Here is a 19149-nt window from a genome sequence, read left to right on the forward strand (position 1 = left end):
TGATTCAAGACTGCGCCATCGGGCGCGGTCAACGGCAAATGGCGCTTGCCTGTGGCCGTGCGGCCACCGGCGGAGCCGCAACCTGTTTCAGTTTGGGATTTTTTTGGGCACCGGGTGCAGCGCGCCAGCAACACTTGATTTGAATTGCTTTTGAACGGCCTCCGCCTCCTAGACAAAATCACGATCTCGAAAGACCTTGTCGTCAGTCTTGCATCACCAAGACAGTCAGATTCGGTTTCGACATTTTCGACTGGGGCTGGGACATGAAGCTGTTGACGGGGTTGCTCGCAGCGGTGCTGCTGCTGGCAGGGGTTGGGGCGAGCCATGCGGTGGTTCGGATTGCCGACGATCGCGGCGGACGGATCGGAACCTATGTCGACAAGTATCAGGGCCTGCGTACTTCGGGCGAGACGGTGATCATCGACGGCCTGTGCGCCTCGGCCTGCACCATCGTTCTCGGCGCGATTTCGCCCGACAAGATCTGCGTGACCTCGCACGCCAATCTCGGTTTCCATGCCGCCTGGGATTTCGGCGCCAACGGCCGCGCGGTGACCAATACCGAAGCGACACAGATGCTGTATTCGATGTATCCGCAGGCGGTGAAGCGGTGGATCTCGGCGCGCGGCGGCCTGACCCCGCGCATGATCTTCCTGAAGGGCAAGCAATTGCAGGCGCTCTATAAACCCTGCTACCTCGACGCCCAGGCCGCGATGCCCGCGCCCAAGCCGGCCGCTGCTTCCTCGCGCTGATTTCGGCTATTCAATCAGTCGTCATGGCCGGGCTTGACCCGGCCATCCACGTCTTTGCAGCCACGAACCCTTAAGACGTGGATGCCCGGGTCAAGCCCGGGCATGACGAGGAGAGAGGCTCTCCGTATGACGTGATCCGCGACGCCCGGCCTTTTTTCATGTCCCGTTCTACTTTGCATGGGGTTGTTTTCGCGATTTTGTGTCTGGCCCCTCCAGAGCGCCCGGAAGTGCCGATTCCCTCCGCATGACGTGATCGGCGCCGCGGCCATTGTGCTTGCCTGCCCGGAAAATGGGCCCTATCTCCCTGTTATGGTTCAGCCGATATCCACCCAGCAGGGCGTGATGGCGACAACCCGGCCGCAGGGCAGGGTGGCTTCCGTCATCGTTTGGGCCGCCGCCGGCCTCGGCGCGGTGGCCCTGCTCGGTGCGCTGTCGCTGTGGTTCCACTACGGCACCACGGTGTTTTTTGAGATGATCGCCGCCGGCATCTCGGCCTGCTTCTGATCCGGCAAAAGGGAATTCCATCATGGACCGGACCACCCGCCCGCTGGTGATTTTTGCGGCCTTTGCCGGCAGCCTCGTGGTCGGGCTCGTGATCATGCTGTGGGCGCTGGGCGGCTTGCGCAGCGTGACCGCTCCGGCCGCGATCGGCGGCCCCTTTCAACTGACCAACCAGGCCGGCCAGGTCGTGACCGACACCAGCCTCAAGGGCAAGCCGACGCTGGTTTTCTTCGGCTTCACCCATTGCCCGGACGTCTGCCCGACCTCGCTGTTCGAGATTTCCGAGGTGCTGAAGGCGATGGGCAAGGACGCCGACCGCGTGAATGCCTATTTTGTCTCGGTCGATCCGGAGCGCGACACCACGGCCGCCATGAAGGACTACCTCTCCAGTTTCGATCCGCATCTGCAGGGCCTGACCGGCGATCCGGAGGCGGTGGCCAAGGTGCTTTCGGCCTACCGGGTCTATTCCAAGAAAGTCCCGCTCAAGGACGGCGACTACACCATGGACCATACCGCGCTGATTTACCTGATGGATCGCGACGGCCATTTCGTCTCGCCGTTCAACCTGAAACGGACGCCCGAGGAAGCAGCTAGCGACCTGAAGCGGTATCTTTAATCCGCATCCGACCGGTAAACGCCGCAAAACGGCCCTCGCATCGGGGGCCGGATGGTCTATAAGGCCGTCAAATCCCTGATAATTCCCGGCCATGCCCCATCTGACCGCGCTGTTGTCCCACGTTAGCCTGTCCCGTACCGTCCGCGCCGCTTGGGCCGGATGGGCGACCGTGGCTGGGCTGGCAGTGCTGCTGAGCTTCGGACCGGCGCAGGCCCAAACCCCGGCGCGGCCGGCGGTCGAGGCGGCCCCGCAGGCGGTGCCCGGGTTCTGGGACCCGCGGCGGCGCCCGGATCGGCCGGACCTGTCGCGCCTTACCGTGATCCGGTTCCTGACCGAGACCGACTATCCGCCGTTCAACTTTACCGGCCCCGACGGCAACCCGGCCGGCTTCAATGTCGATCTGGCGCGCTCGCTGTGCGACGAGATCAAGGTCACCTGCACCATCCAGATGCGCCGGTTCGAGACGCTGGTGGATGCCATCACCTCGAACCGCGGCGACGCCATCATCGCCTCATTGGCGGTGACGCCGCAATTGCGCGCCCGGCTCGATTTCACCGATCCCTATTACCGCGCGCCGGCCCGCTTCGTGTCGCGCCGCGACGCCGTGATGCCGGAAATCCGGCCCGAATATCTCGAAGGCAAGAAGATCGGCGTGATCGCCGGCACCTCGCACGAGGCCTATCTGAAGGCGATGTTCACCGACGCCGAAATCAAGTCCTACGCCAATGACGACGCGCTGCGGCTGGCGCTGCGGCGGAGCGAGGTCGACTTCATCTTCGGCGACGCGATCGCGCTGGCGTTCTGGATCAACGGCACCGATTCGGCTGAGTGCTGCGCGTTCTCCGGCGGCCCGTTCGTCGAGAGCCGCTATTTCGGCGAGGGCATCGGCATCGGCGTTCGCAAGGGCAACGATTTGCTGCGGCAGTCGCTGAACTGGGCGCTGTTCCGGATCTGGGAAAAGGGCCGCTTCACCGATCTGTGGCTGCGCTATTTTTCCATCAGCCCGTTCTGACGGCTTCGCCGTCATTTTGCATTTTGACGCGGAAGCGCTAGTTTCCGCGGCCCCGGAGACCACTGATGCACAGCCCGAATGATTTGCGCGCGCTCGCCGAACAATCCAACGCCTGGCCGTTCGAGCAGGCGAAAGCGATCGTGGCGCGGCTGAAGAAGAGCCCGAAGGACGAGGTGCTGTTCGAGACCGGCTACGGTCCGTCGGGGCTGCCGCATATCGGCACCTTCGGCGAGGTCGCGCGCACCACCATGGTGCGCCATGCCTTTCGCGTGCTGACCGAGGACAAGATCAAGACGCGCCTGCTGGCGTTTTCCGACGACATGGACGGCCTGCGCAAGGTGCCGGACAACGTGCCGAACAAGGAGTTGCTGGAGAAGCATATCGGCATGCCGCTGACCAAGGTGCCGGATCCGTTCGGCACCCATGACAGCTTTGGCGCGCACAACAATGCGCGGCTGCGCGCCTTCCTCGACACCTTCGGCTTCGACTACGAATTCGCCAGCTCGACCGAGTATTACACCTCGGGCCGGTTCGACGCCGCGCTGCTGCGCATGCTGGAGCGGCTCGATGCCGTGATGAAGATCATGCTGCCGTCGTTGCGCGAGGAACGCGCCGCGAGCTATTCGCCGTTCCTGCCGATCTGCCCGCGCACCGGCATGGTGCTGTATGTGCCGGTAACGGCGCATGACGCCAAGACCGGCACCATCTCCTATGAAGATCCGGATACGAAGCAGAGCGTCACCGTTCCCGTGACCGGCGGGCATTGCAAGTTGCAGTGGAAGCCGGATTGGGCGATGCGCTGGTTCGCGCTCGGCGTCGACTACGAAATGGCCGGCAAGGACCTGATCGATTCGGTGAAGCTGTCCGGCAAGATCTGCGCGGCGCTCGGCGGCACGCCGCCCGAGGGTTTTAATTACGAACTGTTTCTCGACGACAAGGGCCAGAAGATTTCCAAGTCGAAGGGCAACGGCCTGACCATCGACGAATGGCTGCGCTATGCGTCGCCGGAATCGCTGTCGCTGTTCATGTACCGCGAGCCGAAGGCGGCGAAGCGGCTGTATTTCGACGTGATCCCGCGCAACGTCGACGACTACCAGCAGTTCCTCGACGGCTATACGCGGCAGGACGCCAGGCAGCAGCTCGCCAATCCGGTCTGGCACATCCATTCCGGCGAGCCGCCGCAGGCCGACATGCCGGTCACGTTCCAGCTGTTGCTGACGTTGGTGTCGTCGTCGAATGCGGAAAACGCCGAGACGTTGTGGGGTTTCATCGGCCGCTATCGTCCGGGCGTCACGCCGCAGACCCACCCGAAGCTCGATGCGATGGTCGGCTACGCCATCAACTACTACCGCGACTTCGTGGCGCCGACCAAGCAGTTCCGCGAACCGACCGACGGCGAGCGTGCCGCGCTGCAGGATCTGCGCGATGCGCTTTCCAACATGCCGGCCGGCGCATCGGCCGAGGACATCCAGAACGTGGTCTACGAGATCGGCCGCCGCGAGCCGTTCCTCGATCCCGTCAAGAAGGGCAAGGACGGCCGTCCCGGCGTTTCGCTCGACTGGTTCAACATGCTCTACCAGGTGCTGCTCGGTCAGGAAAAAGGCCCGCGCTTCGGCTCGTTCGTTGCGGTCTATGGCGTGCCAAACGCAGTCGCGATGATCGACGGCGCACTGGCGCGGAGCGCGTAGACCTCTCCGCTGTCCCCTTCTTCCTTCTCCCCTTGTGGGAGAAGGTGGATCGCTGGCGCGAAGCGTCAGCGAGCCGGATGAGGGGTCTGTCTCCGCGGATAGAGACCCCTCATCCGCCTCCGCTTCGCTCCGGCACCTTCTCCCACAAGGGGAGAAGGAAAGATCATTGCCCGCTGCGACGGAGAGCCGCAAATCGAGATAGCAGGCCCCCGCCAATTTCAGCCGTGGCCGGCCTGAATTGCGCTACACTGCGGGCTCGCAGTCCTCTTCCGCAGAGGGGCCGGCCACATCGCTAGCTCAGCAGGAGGATGCCTATGCACGACAGGGTTTCGCCGAAGGCGCTCGATAACTCCAGCGCCGAGGAGTGGCAGGCGCGGGTCGATCTCGCCGCCGCGCATCGCCTGGCCTTCAACCAGGGTTTTTCCGAAGGCATCTTCAACCACCTGACCTTCACGGTGCCCGGCCGCACCGACCGCTACTACCAGATTCCGTTCGGCACGCACTGGTCGGAAGTCACCGCTTCCTGCTTCATGGAAGTCGGCATCGACGACGGCGAGGTCAAGCGCGGCGAGGGTGAGGTCGAGCGCTCCTGCTATTGCATCCACGCGCCGATCCACAAGGCGCTGCCGCAGGCCAAAGCGGTGTTTCACACCCACATGCCCTATGCGAGCGCGCTGACGCGGCTCGAGGACCCGCGCATCAAGGAGATCGGCCAGACCGAGGTCGGACTTTCCGGCGCCATTGCCTATGACGAAGAATATACCGGGCCGGCGCTCGATCCGGCCGAAGGCGCGCGGCTCGCCGGCGTGATCGGCGACAAGCGAGTGCTGTTCATGGCCAACCACGGTATCTCGACGGTCGGGTCCACCGTCGCCGACGCCTATGACATGCTCTATTATGTCGAGCGCGCTGCCCAGGTGCAGATCTACGCGATGTGGACCGGGCAGCGGTTGAAGCAGCTTCCGGCGCCCGTGGTCGCAAAGACCCAGCGCGACTATAGCGACGATCATCTCTACCAGGGCCCGACCCCGGCGCAGCGGCACTTCGATGCGCTGAAGCGGATGCTGGACCGGAAAGAGCCGGACTACGCGACGTAATCCGTCGTCGCCCCTGCGAACGCAGGGGCCCATACGCCGTGCCGTTGCGATTAAACGGTGTCGACACCTGATCACGATAAGGGCGGCCGGTGGCTATGGGTCCCTGCGTTCGCAGGGACGACACCGGCTTCTTGTCATCGAAAGTCTCTTTTCACCTCATCCGCAAACCGGTGCCAGACTTCCGGCCGCCAGCTTCCGTTCGCAGCGCCTGACGTCGACGGCAAAATCCAGATTCGCGTCTCGCCGATCCGCTCGGCCTGCTCGCCGTAATCGCGTTTGCTGCCGAAGAATTTCTGTCCCGCTGTCTTGCTGGTGAACGCCAGGAATTTTGGACGAAACGTCATGATCGATTCGCGCAGGCGACTGCGATCCTCTGCCGTCAATTTTGGCAGTACTGCGCGGTCCATCCCTGCACCAGCCTTCACCAGGTCGGTCAGGCCGATGCGGTGTTGCAGCAGGTCGCGGTACTGGTTCGGTTGCAACTGCTCCGGGGTCAGTCCGGTCGCATGCAAAATCTTCCAGAACTTGTTTTGCTTGTGTGCATAGTAGGCCCGGGCTGCCGCTGACGTCGTCCCCGCGGCGGTTCCGCATAACACGACCAGAAGCTGTTCCCGCAGCAGGTCGTGCAGGACGTCCGTCATCGTGACAACTACTGGCTCGCCCACACGATCCGCGCGATCCAGGCGACGTCATCGGCATCCAGCGTGCGGTCGGCATGAACTGGATTGAGCGACTGCAATTCCAGCTGTTTCGCGGTGCGGCGCTTCAATTCCTTGACCATCACCTCGCCACCTGACGTCTTCAACACCACACGGTCGCCGCGCCGGATCGCGGTGCCGGGCGAGACGATGACGATGTCGCCGTCGCGATAGACGGGCTTCATCGAATCACCCGAAATCTCCAGCGCATAGGCGTGCTCGTCGCCGGACGACGGCAGCGCTACCTCGTCCCAGCCCTTGCCGGCGGGAAAGCCTGAGTCGTCGAAATGGCCGCCGTTGCCGGCTTGCGCCAGTCCCAGCAGTGGCACTGATTGCGCGCCGCGCGCGCCGTCGCCGATCAGCTGCACGAAGGTTTCGATCGACGAATTGGTGGCGGCGAGCGCCTTGGAAACCGATTCGGTCGACGGCCAGCGGTCGCGGCCGTCGCCGGTGACGCGTTTGGATTTATTGAAGGTGGTGGCGTCGAGGCCGCTGCGCTTGGCGAGCCCCGAGGCCGACATGCCGGCGCGCTCGGCCAGCCGGTCGAGGGCGGTCCAGACCTGGGCGTGGGTGAGAATGCGGTTTGATTTCTGCTTGGCCATTGAAAACCCCCAACCGATCTAGGAATTATTGCCTCATTCGGCGGCTCTGCGCAAATCCCGTCTCGGCGGCGCTTGAGTTAGCGGCCTGCCGCCATTACGGTCTGCGCCTGCCCCGGGGCATTTCCGGGAAAATCCCAAGAGTAACAACAACAAGCAGGGAATCCGCAACGCCGTGCCCACGATCTACAAAATCAGTCCCGCCTCGGCCTGGCGCGAGGCCGAACGGCAGGGCGTCTACCGGGGTAGTGCGGACGACCTGCGCGATGGCTTCATTCACTTCTCCACCGCCGCCCAGGTCGCGGAAACGGCGCGGAAGCATTATTTCGGGCAGACCGGCCTGTTTCTGATCGCGGTCGATGCCGACGCGCTCGGCGACGCCTTGCGCTGGGAGCGCTCGCGCAACGACGAGCTGTTCCCGCATCTCTATGGCGAACTCGACATCGGCGCGGTTACCGCGATCCTCGACATGCGGGCACAGTCCGACGGCAATCACGACATTCCGGAGTTGAAGCCGTGATCCGCGCCTTCGACGCCTTCTCGCTGCCGCTGCTGCGCTGGTTCGATCCGGAAGACGCGCACCGCATGGCGATCCACGGCCTGCGGCTGCTGCCGCCGACCAAGCCGCGCACCGACGATCCGAAACTGGCGGTGCGGGCGTTCGGGCTGAATTTTCCGAACCCGATCGGCATGGCCGCGGGTTTCGACAAGAGCGCGGAGGCGCCCGATGCGCTGCTGCGGCTGGGATTTGGTTTCGTCGAGATCGGCACCGTGACGCCGAAGCCGCAAGCCGGCAATCCACGGCCGCGGCTGTTTCGCTTGGAGCGCGATGAAGCGGTGATCAACCGCATGGGCTTTAACAATGACGGCGCGGAAGTAGCGCTGCGTCGGCTCGCCGCGCGCGCGCATCTGGGCGGCATCGTCGGCGTCAATGTCGGGGCGAACAAGGATTCGCCGGATCGTGTTGCCGATTACGTCAAGCTGATCGAGACCTTTGCACCGGTCGCGAGCTATTTCACCGTCAACGTCTCCTCGCCCAACACGCCAGGGCTGCGCAACCTGCAGCAATCGGCGGCGCTCGACGATCTCCTCGCCAAGGTGATCGATGCCCGCGAGCGGGTGCGCAAGAACGCCGGCGATTCGCCGGTGCTGCTGAAGATCGCGCCGGATCTCAGTTTGAACGAACTCGACGACGTCGTTCACATCGCCCGTTCGCGCCGGGTCGATGGCATGATCGTTGCCAACACCACGTTGGCGCGGCCTTCCAGCCTGCGCGAGACCAACCGCGCCAAGGAGCAGGGCGGCCTGTCGGGACGGCCGCTGTTTCGATTGTCGACCCGCATGGTGGCGGAGACCTATGTGCGGGCCGAAGGTGCGTTTCCGCTGATCGGCGTCGGCGGCATCGATAGTGGCGGCGCGGCGCTGACAAAAATTCGCGCCGGCGCCAGCCTGATCCAGTTGTATTCGTCGCTGGTCTACAAGGGTCTCGGCCTGGTCGAGGACATCAAGAGCGATCTGGCTTCGACATTGCTGCGTACGGGCCGAGATTCGCTCTCCGAAATCGTCGGTGCCGATGCGGCGACGATCACGGCCGAAGACTGGCCGGTGAAGTAGCGGGCTACGATCACGTCCCAAACGACTTCCGCAACAACACTGGATACCTCAGCGCCTCCAGCCCGCCGCGGGCGGCGTAGTGCGCCAGCAGCGCGCCCCACAGTCCGGCATTGCCGAACGATCGTAGCGCGAACCAGGCGGTGAGGAAGACCAGCAGCGACAGCACCATCAGGTTACGCATATCGCGCGCCCAGGTGGCGCCGATATAGACGCCGTCATAGGCAAAGGCGAACACGCCGAGCAGGGGTGCAAGCACCACGAACGGCAGATAGTCGCGGGCGATGCGCCGGACTTCGGTGTTGGCGCTCATCACGTCGATGAACGAGGTTCCGAACAGCGCGAAGGCAGCGGCCACCGCAACGGCAAAGGCAAAGCCCCAGATCAGCACCAGACGTACCGCGCCGGCGAAAGCGCTTCGATCACGGGCGCCATAGGCGCGGCCGCAAAGCTGTTCGGCGGCGTTGGCGAGGCCGTCGAGGAAGAACGCGCTGATCAGGAGAAAATTGTTCAGCACGGCATTGGCGGCCAGCGTCATGTCGCCGGCGCGGGCGCCCTGCGCGGTAAAGAACAGAAACGCCGTGATCAGCGACGCGGTACGGATCATGATGTCGCGGTTGACCGCGAGCATGCGCATCAGCTTGGCGCGGTCGAACAGCGTCGCGCGCGGTACCGCCAGTTGCCCCTGCAGGCACCGCGCGATCATGACGCCGAGCAGCAGCCCTGCCGCCTCCGCGATTAAGGCTGCGATCGCGGCCCCTGCGATGCCGAAGTCGAACACCAGCACCAGCAGCATCGTCGCCGCCATGTTGATGACGTTGATGGTGATCTGGGTACCGAGCGCCAGTCTGGCGCGAGCCTGTCCGATCAGCCAGCCGAGCACGACATAATTGCCGAGCGCCAGCGGCGCCGACCAGATCCGGATCGTGAAATAGGTTTTGGCGGCGCGGGTAACGCCCTCGCTGCCGCCCATCGCGCCGAGCAATACGGTGGCCAGCGGGATTTGCAGCACGATGAGGCCCGTGCCGATCAATGCTGCGACGATGAAGCCGCGCACCAGGATCGCGCGCAACTCGCTTATCTCTCCAGCGCCCAGCGACTGCGCCGTGAAGGCGACCGTGCTCATGCGCAAGAACGCAAACAGCCAGAACATGCAGTCGAACAATACCGACGCCATCGCCACGCCGCCGAGCAGCGTGGCGTCGCCGAGCCGCCCGATCGCCGTGGTCGAGACGATGCCGATCAGCGGCGTGGTCAGGTTGGCGACCATCGCCGGACCGGCGATGGCGAACACCTGCGCCGTCGTTACTTTCGATGGGGGAGGCGACACTGCAGCGTCGCTGGCTCAGCCTATTGTCGTCCGCGCGGGGAGCCGAACATCCGGGACAGCAGCCAGACCGGAATCACGATCACGGCGCCGAGCAGGAAGTAACGCCACAGCCAGTTGACGGCGTCGAAGCCGAGATCCCAGATTCGCCGGAACAGGGTCTGGATGCTGTGCAGGATATTCCAGGGATCGAACCCGATCACCGAAAGCACCACGCCGACCAGCACCGACAGCAGGATCAGCCGGAACGCCACCGACAGCGGCGAGCCGCCGAGAAATCGATAGAGGCCGTCATTGCTGCTGGCCGGCAAATCTCTCACGTCGTTGGGCATCGATCTCTCCAGCGGTCTTATGCCGCACAGTATAGGTCACGGCAGGGCACATGGGGAACCCGCATATGGGCGTCAATGGCAGCCATGCGCCGCTTGCACCTTAATTTGTTGTCACATTCTTTAACATCCGCTCCAGCGTCTCCAGCCGGTCGGCCTCACGTGGCGGTTTGTCCCAGCGCAGCCGGTTGATACGCGGAAACCGCATCGCGACCCCGGATTTGTGCCGTGGCGAGCGGGCGAGCCCCTCAAAAGCCACTTCCAGCACCAGGCCCTGGTCCGGCTCGTGCACGACATGGCGGACCGGGCCGAATTTTTCGGTGGTGTTGCGGCGGACGAAACGGTCGATCTGCAGCAGTTCCTCGTCGGTGAAGCCGAAATAGGCCTTGCCGACCGGCACCAGTTCGTTGCCATCGGTCCAGACGCCAAACGTGTAGTCCGAATAATAGGACGAGCGCTTGCCGTGGCCGCGCTGCGCATACATCAGCACGGCGTCGATCAGATGCGGGTCGCGCTTCCACTTCCACCACTGGCCCTTGGGACGGCCCGGCAGATAGAGCGCGTCGCGGCGCTTCAGCATCACGCCCTCGACGGCCTCGGCGTCCTCGTCCGCACCGGCGCTGGCGGGATCGGCACGTGCCGCCGTCAGCGCGTCCCAACTGTCGAACGCGACCGTCGGCGAGAGATCAATACGCGGGTCGTCGAGTTTTTTGATGAACGCTTCCAGCCGGGCGCGACGCTCGACAAACGGCAGTTCGCGCAGATCGGATTCATCGTCGGCCAGCAAGTCGTAAGCGCGCAGATGGATCGGATACTCTTTCATCAGCTTGGGCGAAACGATTTTGCGATTGAGGCGCTGCTGCAGCACGTTAAACGTCTGCACACGACCGTCGCGCAGCACCAACAGCTCGCCGTCAATGGCGCCCGGTAGATGTAGCGACGGCGTCAGGTCCGGAAAGCTCGTGGTGATGTCCTCGCCGGTTCGCGAATAGAGCCGCGCCTGCATGTGGCCGCGCGCGTCGCGGCCCGCGACCGCCTGGACGCGAATGCCGTCCCATTTCCATTCGGCGATGAAGTCCGCCGGATCGAGATTGGCGAAATCCGAATCCTCGATCGCATGCGCCAGCATCACCGGACGGAACGGCGTCGGATCGCGATTGACCGGCTTGTCGGCCTTGCCTTCCAGCCAGGCGAAGAGGTCGAGATAGGGCGGGGTCAGTCCCGGCCACATCAGTTCGACCTCGTGCGGGTCTTTGTTCCCGAGCGCCGCCGCCGCGGTTTTCGCCAGCCGCGCCGAAACCCCGATCCGCATCGCGCCGGTGACGAGTTTTAGCAGCGCCCAGCGGCCGGTCTCGTCGAGCTCATCGAGCCAGCGCGCGAGCTGTTTCGGCAGTTCGGTCTTGCCGAGCGTGCGCAGGGTGGTGACGACCTCGGTGAGGGTGGGGGGAGGCGGGTTGTTGTGGCGTGGGCCGTGGCCATCATGAGCATCGGACTCGCGGTACCCCCCTCCCTGGCCTCGAGAGCGAGCTTCGCTCGCCTCGGACCCCGCAAGGGGGGAGGGAACGGTTAGAATTGTGGTCGTGGCTTTGGATGTGGATCGAGCTGACAGCCCAGCATTCCGCTCGGCTCCCTCCCCCCTTGCGGGGGAGGGTTGGGGAGAGGGGTAGCCCAGCAAAGACTCGCTGCGATCAACCGCCGCCTTCGGCCACATCAACGCGACCGTCTCCGAGAGGTCGCCGACGTAATCATACGACAGCCCGAACAACACCGGATCGGTGCGATCCGTGATCAGGTCACGGATCAGCCCGGCCTTGGCGTGTTTGAACGACAGTGCGCCGGTCAGCGCCGCCAGCGCGTAGCCGCGATCGGGATCGGCGGTCTCGCGAAAATATCCCGTGATCAGCCGCAGCTTGTTGTTGCGGCCGGGCTCGTAGGCGAGGCGGTCCAGCAGTTCGGCGAAACGATTCATGCGTCGGTCTCGCAGGCGGCCTCGTCGGGCGCGGCCGTTTCGTGCTCATCCTCATCGCCATAGCCGACCAGCGCAAGCGGCCGCGCCGCGAGGCCGCGTGTCTGGCACCAATGCACCAGCGCGTCTTCCTGCCCATGCGTGACCCAGATCTCGCCGGCGCCGGTGGCTGCGATGGTCGCGGTCAGCCCGTCCCAGTCGGCGTGGTCGGAAATCACCAACGGCAATTCGACGCCGCGCTGCCGGGCGCGCGCCCGCACCCGCATCCAGCCCGAGGCAAACGCCGTCACCGGGTCGGGAAACCGTCTGGTCCAGATGTCTGATGTGGCCGATGGCGGCGCCAGTGTGATGGTGCCGGCAAGATCGGCCTTCTTCATGCCCTTGACCGGACGCAACTCACCGAGTGCGACACCCCGGCTCTGATAGTAGGACGTGATCGCCTCCATCGCGCCATGCAGATAGATCGGCGCGTCGTAGCCGGCCAAACGCAGCAGCGCGATCACGCGTTGCGCCTTGCCGAGCGAATAGGCGCCGACCAGATGCGCACGCTCCGGAAACAGCGCCACCGACGCCAGCAGCTTCTTCACCTCATCCGCCGCGTTGCGATGGCGGAACACCGGCAAACCAAAGGTGGCTTCGGTGATGAAGACGTCGCACGGTACCACCTCGAACGGCGTGCAGGTCGGATCGGGCGCGTCCTTGTAGTCGCCGGACGCGACGATGCAGGTGTCCTTGCAGGACACGGCGATTTGTGCCGAGCCCAGCACATGGCCGGCCGGGTGAAATTTGATCGTGACGTCGCCGAGCCGCAGTTCCTCGCCGTAAGCAATCGCCTGCGTGGAGCGCGCGAAATTGTCGCCATAGCGCAGCCGCATCATGTCGAGCGTCTCTTGCGTCGCCAGCACCGCGCCATGGCCCGATCGGGCGTGGTCGGAATGGCCGTGGGTAATGACGGCGCGCTCGACGGGGCGAACCGGGTCGATATGGAAGCCGCCCGGCTTGCAGCACAGGCCGGCGGGAGCTGGCAGCAGGATGTCTTGTGGACGCATGTACGGCATATAGGGCCTCTAGCTGAGACTTTTAGTCATCCAGTGCGGGCTTGACCTGTGCCCAGGTCTTCCGGAAAAATCCGGGATCGATGGCCGGGCATGCAGGCGGGTTTACGCCGTTGGCACAAGCGACTAAGCCCCGGCGATGACGAATGTGGTTCCAATGCCCGCGCGACTGTTTTTCTCCTCCGGCGATCTGATGGCCGACCGCCGGTTCGAATTTGCGCGCGACCTGCAATTGAAGGGCGATCTCGCCGCCGCCGCCGACCTGCTCTTGCAGGCGATCGAACTGGCGCCGAATTTCACCTCGGCCTGGTTCACGCTCGGCGAACTCCGCCAACAACTCGGCGAACGCGCCGCAGCCATCGAAGCCTTTCGCGCGGCGCAGGCCAGCAATGCCGATGACCGCCACGGCGCCGGTCTGCGGCTGATGCGGCTCGGCGCAGCACCGGTGGCCGGCATGCCGGAGGCTTATGTGCGGGCGCTGTTCGATCAATATGCGCCGCGGTTTGAATCCTCGCTGGTCGACGATCTCGGCTATCGCGGCCCGGCCATCCTTTTCAAGGCGGTGTTGTGGGTCCATGCGGTTGCCAGGAAGCCCGCGTTCTTCAAGCGCGCGATCGATCTTGGATGCGGCACGGGGTTGGCTGCCGCGGCCTTCGCCAGAAATGTCGATCGCTTCGCGGGCATCGATCTGTCGCCGCGCATGATCGAGAAGTCACGCGCTACCGACCTCTATGCGGAGCTCGATGTCGCCGACATGCTGCAGGGCCTGCGCGGCCGGAGTGATGCCAGCGCCGATCTCATTCTGGCCGCGGATGCGATGGTTTATGTCGCCGATATTGTGCCGGTGCTGGTCGAGGCCGCGCGGGTGCTGGCCGCCGGTGGTCTGCTCGCCTTTACCACCGAGACCCATGGCGGCGAGGGCGTCATCCTCGGCGCGGGGCTGCGCTATGCCCACGCGGCGGAATATGTACGTGCGGCCGTTGCGGCCGCCGGGCTCACGTTGTCGCTGCTCGAGGATCGCTCCGCCCGCAACGAAGACAACGTTCCCGTGCCGGGCCTGGTCGTCGTCGCCGCGAAAACTTGAGTTTAGGCGCTACGCGGGGCGCCCGATGGCGGCATTGCGGCAAATTCACTATTGCCGATGCGTTCGGAATGTTCATCATGCGCGTAACCTAGGGAGAAACAATAATGAACAAGAAACAGACGCGGCGCGAGTTTGGCGCCACCGTAGTTGCCGCCGCCGCCGCATCCATCCTGCCCGCGCCGTTCGTCTCGGCCGCAGAGAAGAAATACGATGCCGGCGCCAGCGACACCGAGATCAAGATCGGACAGACCGTGCCGCATTCCGGCCCCGGCTCGATCTATGGCGTGCTCGGGCGGATCGGCGAAGCCTATTTCCAGAGTTTGAACGAGAAGGGCGGCATCAACGGCCGCAAGGTCACGTTCCTCACCATGGATGATGGCTACAGCCCGCCGAAATGCGTCGAGGCGACGCGGCGGCTGGTCGAGCAGGACGAAGTGCTGGCGCTGTACGGCTCGCTCGGCACCGCGCCGCAGACCGCCGTGCACAAATATCTCAATTCGCGGGGCGTGCCGCAGCTGCTGCTCAACACCGGCGCGTCGAAGTGGAACGATCCGAAGAACAACAAATGGACCATGGCGGGTCTGCCGCTGTATCCGACCGAAGCGCGCATTCTCGCCAAGCACGTCGTTGCCACCAGACCGAACGGCAAGATCGGCATCCTCTATCAGAACGACGATTTCGGCCGCGACTTCCTTGGCCCCTTCAAGAAGGTGCTGGCGGATGCCGGCGGCACGGCGCAAGTGATCATGGAGCAGACCTACGACCTGACCGAGCCAACGGTCGACAGCCAGCTCATCAACCTCTCGAAATCGGGCGCGGATGTTTTCTACAACATCACGACGGGCAAGGCGACGTCGCAGTCGATCCGCAAGGTGGCCGAGCTCGGCTGGAAGCCGCTGCAACTGTTGTCCGCGGGATCGACCGGGCTTTCGATTCTCAAGGCCGCGGGCGTCGAGAACGCCAAGGACATCGTTGCCATCCGCTATTCCAAGGAGGCCGGTCCCGGCCGATGGGAAAAAGACAAGGACGTGATGGCGTTCGAGGCGTTGCGCGCCAAATATCTGCCGACCGTCGATCCCGACAACACCATCGCCTATGCCGGCTATGGCCAGGCGGTGTCGATGGGCGAAATCCTGCGCCGCTGCGGCGACGACCTGACCCGCGCCAACGTGCTGAAGCAGGCGACGACGCTGGCCGGCTTCCACTCGCCGTTCTTCCTCGACGACATCAATTTCAGCTACACGCCCGACGACTACTCGCCGATGAAGACGCTGCACATCTCGATCTTCGACGGCAAGGAATGGCAGATTTCGGAGAAGGCGGTGTCGGAGTAAAGTCCCGCGGCGTTCCCCGGATGCAGCGCAGCACGAAGTGGTGCGCTGCTGTTCCGGGGTCCATGGGTCCCGGCTCTGCGGAGCAGCGTTTGCACGCTGCACCGCGTCCGGGACACGAGGGGCGTACAAGCGATTCGGTCCCTCGCCGCCCTCGACGAAGCGGCCCTGACCGCTTACCTCTTGGGGCGTGCCGTCAACCGATCCCTTGCCCCTTACGCCGCTTGAAACGGCTGCGCTGCTGCCGGACCGTTTTCGCCGGTGGTTCGCCTCGCGCGGCTGGTCGCCGCGTGAACATCAGCTCGCTTTACTGGCCAAGGCCCGCGACGACCGTTCGGCGCTGCTGATTGCGCCCACCGGCGCCGGCAAGACGCTCGCGGGATTTCTGCCGACGCTGGTGGAATTGTCGTCGTCGCCTGCAAGGGGAGAAGGGGAGAAGAAGAGCGTCATCTCCACCGGCCGCGGCGTCAAGCGCAGTGGCGGCCTCCACACCCTCTACATCTCGCCGCTGAAGGCGCTCGCGGTCGACATCGCGCGCAATCTGGAGACGCCGATTGCCGAGATGGGCCTGCCGGTCAAGGTCGAGACCCGCACCGGCGACACGCCGGTGTCGCGGCGGCAGCGGCAGCGGCGTTATCCGCCGGACATCCTCCTCACCACGCCCGAGCAACTGGCGCTGCTGTTGTCGTCCGACGATGCGCCGTTCCTGTTTGGCTCGCTGAAAAGGATCGTGCTCGACGAACTGCATGCGCTGGTCACCTCCAAGCGTGGCGATCTATTGTCACTCGGTCTGGCGCGGCTGTGGCAACTGGCGCCTGACATGCGCGGCATCGGTCTGTCGGCAACCGTCGCCGAGCCGGAATCGCTGGCGCGGTTCCTGGTGCCGCAGCGCGACGGCAATGAAGTATCCGCCGACATCGTGGTGGCGGGCGGCGCCGCGGCGCCAATCGTCGAAATGCTCGATACCAAGGAGCGGCTCCCTTGGGCCGGCCACAGCGCGCGCCACGCGCTCGGCGAAATGTACGAACTGATCAAGCGCAACAAGACCACGCTGATCTTCGTCAACACCCGCAGCCAGGCCGAAATGCTGTTCCAGGATTTCTGGCGCATGAACGAGGAGGGCCTCGCGATCGCGCTGCATCACGGTTCGCTCGACGTCGCCCAGCGCCGCAAGGTCGAGGACGCGATGTCGGCCGGCAAATTGCGCGGCGTGGTCTGCACCTCGTCGCTGGACCTCGGCGTCGACTGGGGCGACGTCGATCTCGTCATCAATGTCGGCGCACCCAAGGGCGCGTCGCGGCTGATGCAACGGATCGGCCGCGCCAATCACCGCATCGACGAAGCCTCGCGGGCGGTGCTGGTGCCGGCCAATCGTTTCGAGGTGCTGGAATGCGCGGTCGCGATCGACGCCATCGCCGACAATGCGCAGGATACACCACCTTTGCGAATCGGCGCGCTCGACGTGCTGGCGCAGCATGTGCTCGGCTGCGCCTGCGGCGAACCATTTTTGTCCGACGAACTCTATCAGGAGGTGCTGACGGCGGCGCCTTACTCCGGCCTGACGCGTACGGATTTCGACGACGTGGTCGATTTCGTCGCCACCGGCGGCTACGCGCTGAAATCTTATGAGCGTTTCGCGCGCATCAAGCAGGACAAGAACGGCCGCTGGCGCGTCGCCAATCCAAGGGTGCGGCAAAGCTATCGCCTCAACGTCGGCACCATCGTCGAAGACACCATGCTGAAGGTGAAGCTGGTGCGCTCGCGCGGCGGCGGCTCGGGTTCGACGGGTGCGCTCGGCCGCGGCGGCCGCATGCTCGGCGAAATCGAGGAAGCCTTTATCGAAGGCCTCGTGATCGGCGACACTTTTGTATTCGGCGGCGAGGTCGTGCGTTACGAAGCCCTCGCCGAAGACAATGTCTACGTTTCCCGCGCCAACGACAAAGACGCCAAGGTGCCGTCCTATATGGGCGGCAAGTTTCCGCTCTCGACGTACCTCGCCGAACGCGTCCGCAGACTGCTCGACGACAAGCGGCAGTGGAACGCGTTGCCGGATCAGGTGCGCGACTGGCTGTCGCTGCAGAAGGACTTTTCGAAGGTGCCGGCGGTGCGCGAACTGCTGATCGAAACCTTTCCACGCGGCAACAAGCATTACCTCGTCTGTTATCCCTTCGAAGGCCGGCTGGCGCACCAGACGCTCGGTATGCTCTTGACGCGGCGGATGGAGCGGATGCGGGTGCGGCCGCTCGGTTTCGTCGCCAACGAATATGCGCTGGCGGTGTGGGGGCTCGGCGACATGTCGTTCATGATCCGCCACGGCAAGCTCGATCTCAACGCGCTGTTCGATCCGGACATGCTGGGCGACGACCTCGAGGCCTGGCTCGCCGAATCCGCTTTGATGAAGCGCACCTTCCGGACCTGCGCTGTCATTTCCGGCCTGATCGCACGGCGCTTCACCGGCGAGGAAAAATCCCGCCGCCAGGTGCTGTTCTCGACCGACCTGATCTATGACGTGTTGCGCAAGCACCAGGCCGACCACGTGCTGTTGCGTGCCGCCCGCGCCGACGCCGCCACCGGGCTGCTCGATCTCAAGCGATTGGGTGATATGCTCGCCCGCATTCAGGGGCGAATCACCCATCGGGAACTCGATCACGTCTCACCGCTGGCGGTGCCGGTGATGCTGGAAATCGGCCGTGAGTCGGTTTATGGCGAGGCGGCCGACGAGTTGCTGGCGGAAGCCGCCGATGGACTGGTCAAAGAGGCGACAGGATAAAACGTGACGGCAGGGGCGCAGGTTTCGGGATACGATCAGGACATGCGCGTATCGAAGGTTGCCATTGCCGACGTCATGTTCCTCGCCGATCTCTCCGGCGCGCTGTTCTGGCAGGAGCAGCGCCTGCTCGTTGTCTCCGATCTGCATCTGGAAAAAGGTTCCAGCTTCGCCTCACGCGGCGTGCTGCTGCCGCCCTATGACACCATAGCCACGCTGAGCCGCTTGGCGGCCGTGATCGCGCGGCATGATCCCCGCATGGTGATCGCGCTCGGCGACAGTTTTCATGACCGCGACGCGCATGAGCGGCTGTCGGAACCCGACCGTGAAGCCTTGACGGCAATGCAGGTGCGGCGCGACTGGATCTGGATTTCGGGCAATCACGATCCGCATTTGCCGTCCGATCTCGGCGGCGTGGTCGCCAGCGAAGTCGCGATCGGACCGATCGTGTTCCGCCATGAGCCGACCGGCGCGTCCGGCGAAATCGCCGGGCATCTGCATCCCAAGGCGCGGGTGCCGACGCGCGGCCGTTCGATCGAGCGGCGATGTTTTGCCTGCGACGGCGAGCGCGCGGTGATGCCGGCGTTCGGCGCCTATACCGGCGGACTCAGCATCCGCGATGCGGCCTTCGCAAAGATCTTTCGCGCGCCGGGCCTGATGGCGCATGTGCTCGGCGACAACAAGCTGCACGCCATCGCCGCGTCGCGGTGTTATTGAAA

18 protein-coding genes are annotated in these 19149 nt (G+C 64.4%); 12 read left to right on the forward strand and 6 right to left on the reverse strand.

Features of this window, described 5'->3' with window-relative positions; translation table 11 throughout:
- Positions 1 to 263: 263 nt before the first annotated feature.
- The 6 genes from BLS26_RS20330 (at position 264) to BLS26_RS20355 (ending at position 5663) form a co-directional block, all read left to right on the forward strand.
- Positions 264 to 749: a hypothetical protein gene (locus BLS26_RS20330; protein ID WP_092514052.1), complete on the forward strand. Its 486-nt coding sequence runs from the start codon at positions 264 to 266 to the stop codon at positions 747 to 749.
- Positions 750 to 1091: 342 nt separating this feature from the next.
- Positions 1092 to 1253, forward strand: a complete 162-nt coding sequence (locus BLS26_RS20335) for a hypothetical protein (protein ID WP_244541635.1) — start codon at positions 1092 to 1094, stop codon at positions 1251 to 1253.
- Between the two features lie 22 nt (positions 1254 to 1275).
- Complete coding sequence (locus BLS26_RS20340; protein WP_092514055.1) at positions 1276 to 1866, forward strand: SCO family protein; 591 nt, start codon at positions 1276 to 1278, stop codon at positions 1864 to 1866.
- A gap of 91 nt (positions 1867 to 1957) precedes the next feature.
- Entirely contained in the window at positions 1958 to 2878 is a 921-nt protein-coding gene (locus BLS26_RS20345) for a transporter substrate-binding domain-containing protein (protein ID WP_244541636.1), read from the forward strand.
- A gap of 65 nt (positions 2879 to 2943) precedes the next feature.
- Positions 2944 to 4566, forward strand: a complete 1623-nt coding sequence (locus BLS26_RS20350; protein ID WP_092514057.1) for a lysine--tRNA ligase — start codon at positions 2944 to 2946, stop codon at positions 4564 to 4566.
- Positions 4567 to 4880: 314 nt separating this feature from the next.
- On the forward strand, positions 4881 to 5663 hold the full coding sequence (locus tag BLS26_RS20355; protein WP_244541637.1) for a class II aldolase/adducin family protein: 783 nt from the start codon (positions 4881 to 4883) through the stop codon (positions 5661 to 5663).
- 134 nt (positions 5664 to 5797) lie between these two features.
- Here BLS26_RS20355 and BLS26_RS20360 read toward each other — a convergent pair whose 3' ends face one another.
- Together BLS26_RS20360 and BLS26_RS20365 are read right to left on the reverse strand one after the other, a co-directional pair.
- Positions 5798 to 6304 (reverse strand): mismatch-specific DNA-glycosylase, encoded by a 507-nt coding sequence (locus BLS26_RS20360; protein ID WP_092514061.1) that lies wholly within the window; start codon positions 6302 to 6304, stop codon positions 5798 to 5800.
- 8 nt (positions 6305 to 6312) lie between these two features.
- Complete coding sequence (locus tag BLS26_RS20365) at positions 6313 to 6963, reverse strand: helix-turn-helix transcriptional regulator (RefSeq protein WP_172804647.1); 651 nt, start codon at positions 6961 to 6963, stop codon at positions 6313 to 6315.
- A gap of 172 nt (positions 6964 to 7135) precedes the next feature.
- Here BLS26_RS20365 and BLS26_RS20370 point away from each other — a divergent pair, with 172 nt between their 5' ends.
- Both BLS26_RS20370 and BLS26_RS20375 read left to right on the forward strand, forming a co-directional pair.
- A complete protein-coding gene (locus BLS26_RS20370; protein ID WP_092514063.1) occupies positions 7136 to 7480 on the forward strand; it encodes a DUF952 domain-containing protein in 345 nt (114 codons plus the stop codon).
- Positions 7477 to 8574, forward strand: coding sequence for a quinone-dependent dihydroorotate dehydrogenase (locus BLS26_RS20375; RefSeq protein WP_092514065.1), 1098 nt, complete (start codon positions 7477 to 7479; stop codon positions 8572 to 8574). The genes BLS26_RS20370 and BLS26_RS20375 overlap by 4 nt, the downstream gene beginning before the upstream one ends.
- Before the next feature lie 10 nt (positions 8575 to 8584).
- Here BLS26_RS20375 and BLS26_RS20380 read toward each other — a convergent pair whose 3' ends face one another.
- The 4 genes from BLS26_RS20380 to BLS26_RS20395 all read right to left on the reverse strand — a co-directional run bounded on the left by BLS26_RS20380 (position 8585) and on the right by BLS26_RS20395 (position 13242).
- A complete protein-coding gene (locus BLS26_RS20380) occupies positions 8585 to 9841 on the reverse strand; it encodes an MATE family efflux transporter (RefSeq protein WP_092518314.1) in 1257 nt (418 codons plus the stop codon).
- An 80-nt stretch (positions 9842 to 9921) separates the two neighbouring features.
- Complete coding sequence (locus BLS26_RS20385; RefSeq protein ID WP_092514067.1) at positions 9922 to 10230, reverse strand: DUF6460 domain-containing protein; 309 nt, start codon at positions 10228 to 10230, stop codon at positions 9922 to 9924.
- Positions 10231 to 10330: 100 nt separating this feature from the next.
- On the reverse strand, positions 10331 to 12196 hold the full coding sequence (locus BLS26_RS20390; RefSeq protein ID WP_092514069.1) for a cisplatin damage response ATP-dependent DNA ligase: 1866 nt from the start codon (positions 12194 to 12196) through the stop codon (positions 10331 to 10333).
- Positions 12193 to 13242, reverse strand: coding sequence for a ligase-associated DNA damage response exonuclease (locus tag BLS26_RS20395; protein WP_092514071.1), 1050 nt, complete (start codon positions 13240 to 13242; stop codon positions 12193 to 12195). The genes BLS26_RS20390 and BLS26_RS20395 overlap by 4 nt, the downstream gene beginning before the upstream one ends.
- A 163-nt stretch (positions 13243 to 13405) precedes the next feature.
- On the opposite strand from BLS26_RS20395, the gene BLS26_RS20400 reads away from it, so the two are divergent.
- From BLS26_RS20400 to pdeM, 4 genes are all read left to right on the forward strand, one after another.
- Positions 13406 to 14332: a class I SAM-dependent methyltransferase gene (locus tag BLS26_RS20400; RefSeq protein ID WP_092514073.1), complete on the forward strand. Its 927-nt coding sequence runs from the start codon at positions 13406 to 13408 to the stop codon at positions 14330 to 14332.
- A 104-nt stretch (positions 14333 to 14436) separates the two neighbouring features.
- Entirely contained in the window at positions 14437 to 15666 is a 1230-nt protein-coding gene (locus BLS26_RS20405) for an ABC transporter substrate-binding protein (RefSeq protein WP_092514075.1), read from the forward strand.
- A 205-nt stretch (positions 15667 to 15871) separates the two neighbouring features.
- On the forward strand, positions 15872 to 18433 hold the full coding sequence (locus tag BLS26_RS20410) for a ligase-associated DNA damage response DEXH box helicase (RefSeq protein ID WP_092514077.1): 2562 nt from the start codon (positions 15872 to 15874) through the stop codon (positions 18431 to 18433).
- Between the two features lie 42 nt (positions 18434 to 18475).
- Entirely contained in the window at positions 18476 to 19147 is a 672-nt protein-coding gene (pdeM, locus tag BLS26_RS20415) for a ligase-associated DNA damage response endonuclease PdeM (protein ID WP_172804808.1), read from the forward strand.
- Positions 19148 to 19149 lie beyond the last annotated feature (2 nt).

The organism is Afipia sp. GAS231, assembly GCF_900103365.1.
GTDB lineage: Bacteria > Pseudomonadota > Alphaproteobacteria > Rhizobiales > Xanthobacteraceae > Bradyrhizobium.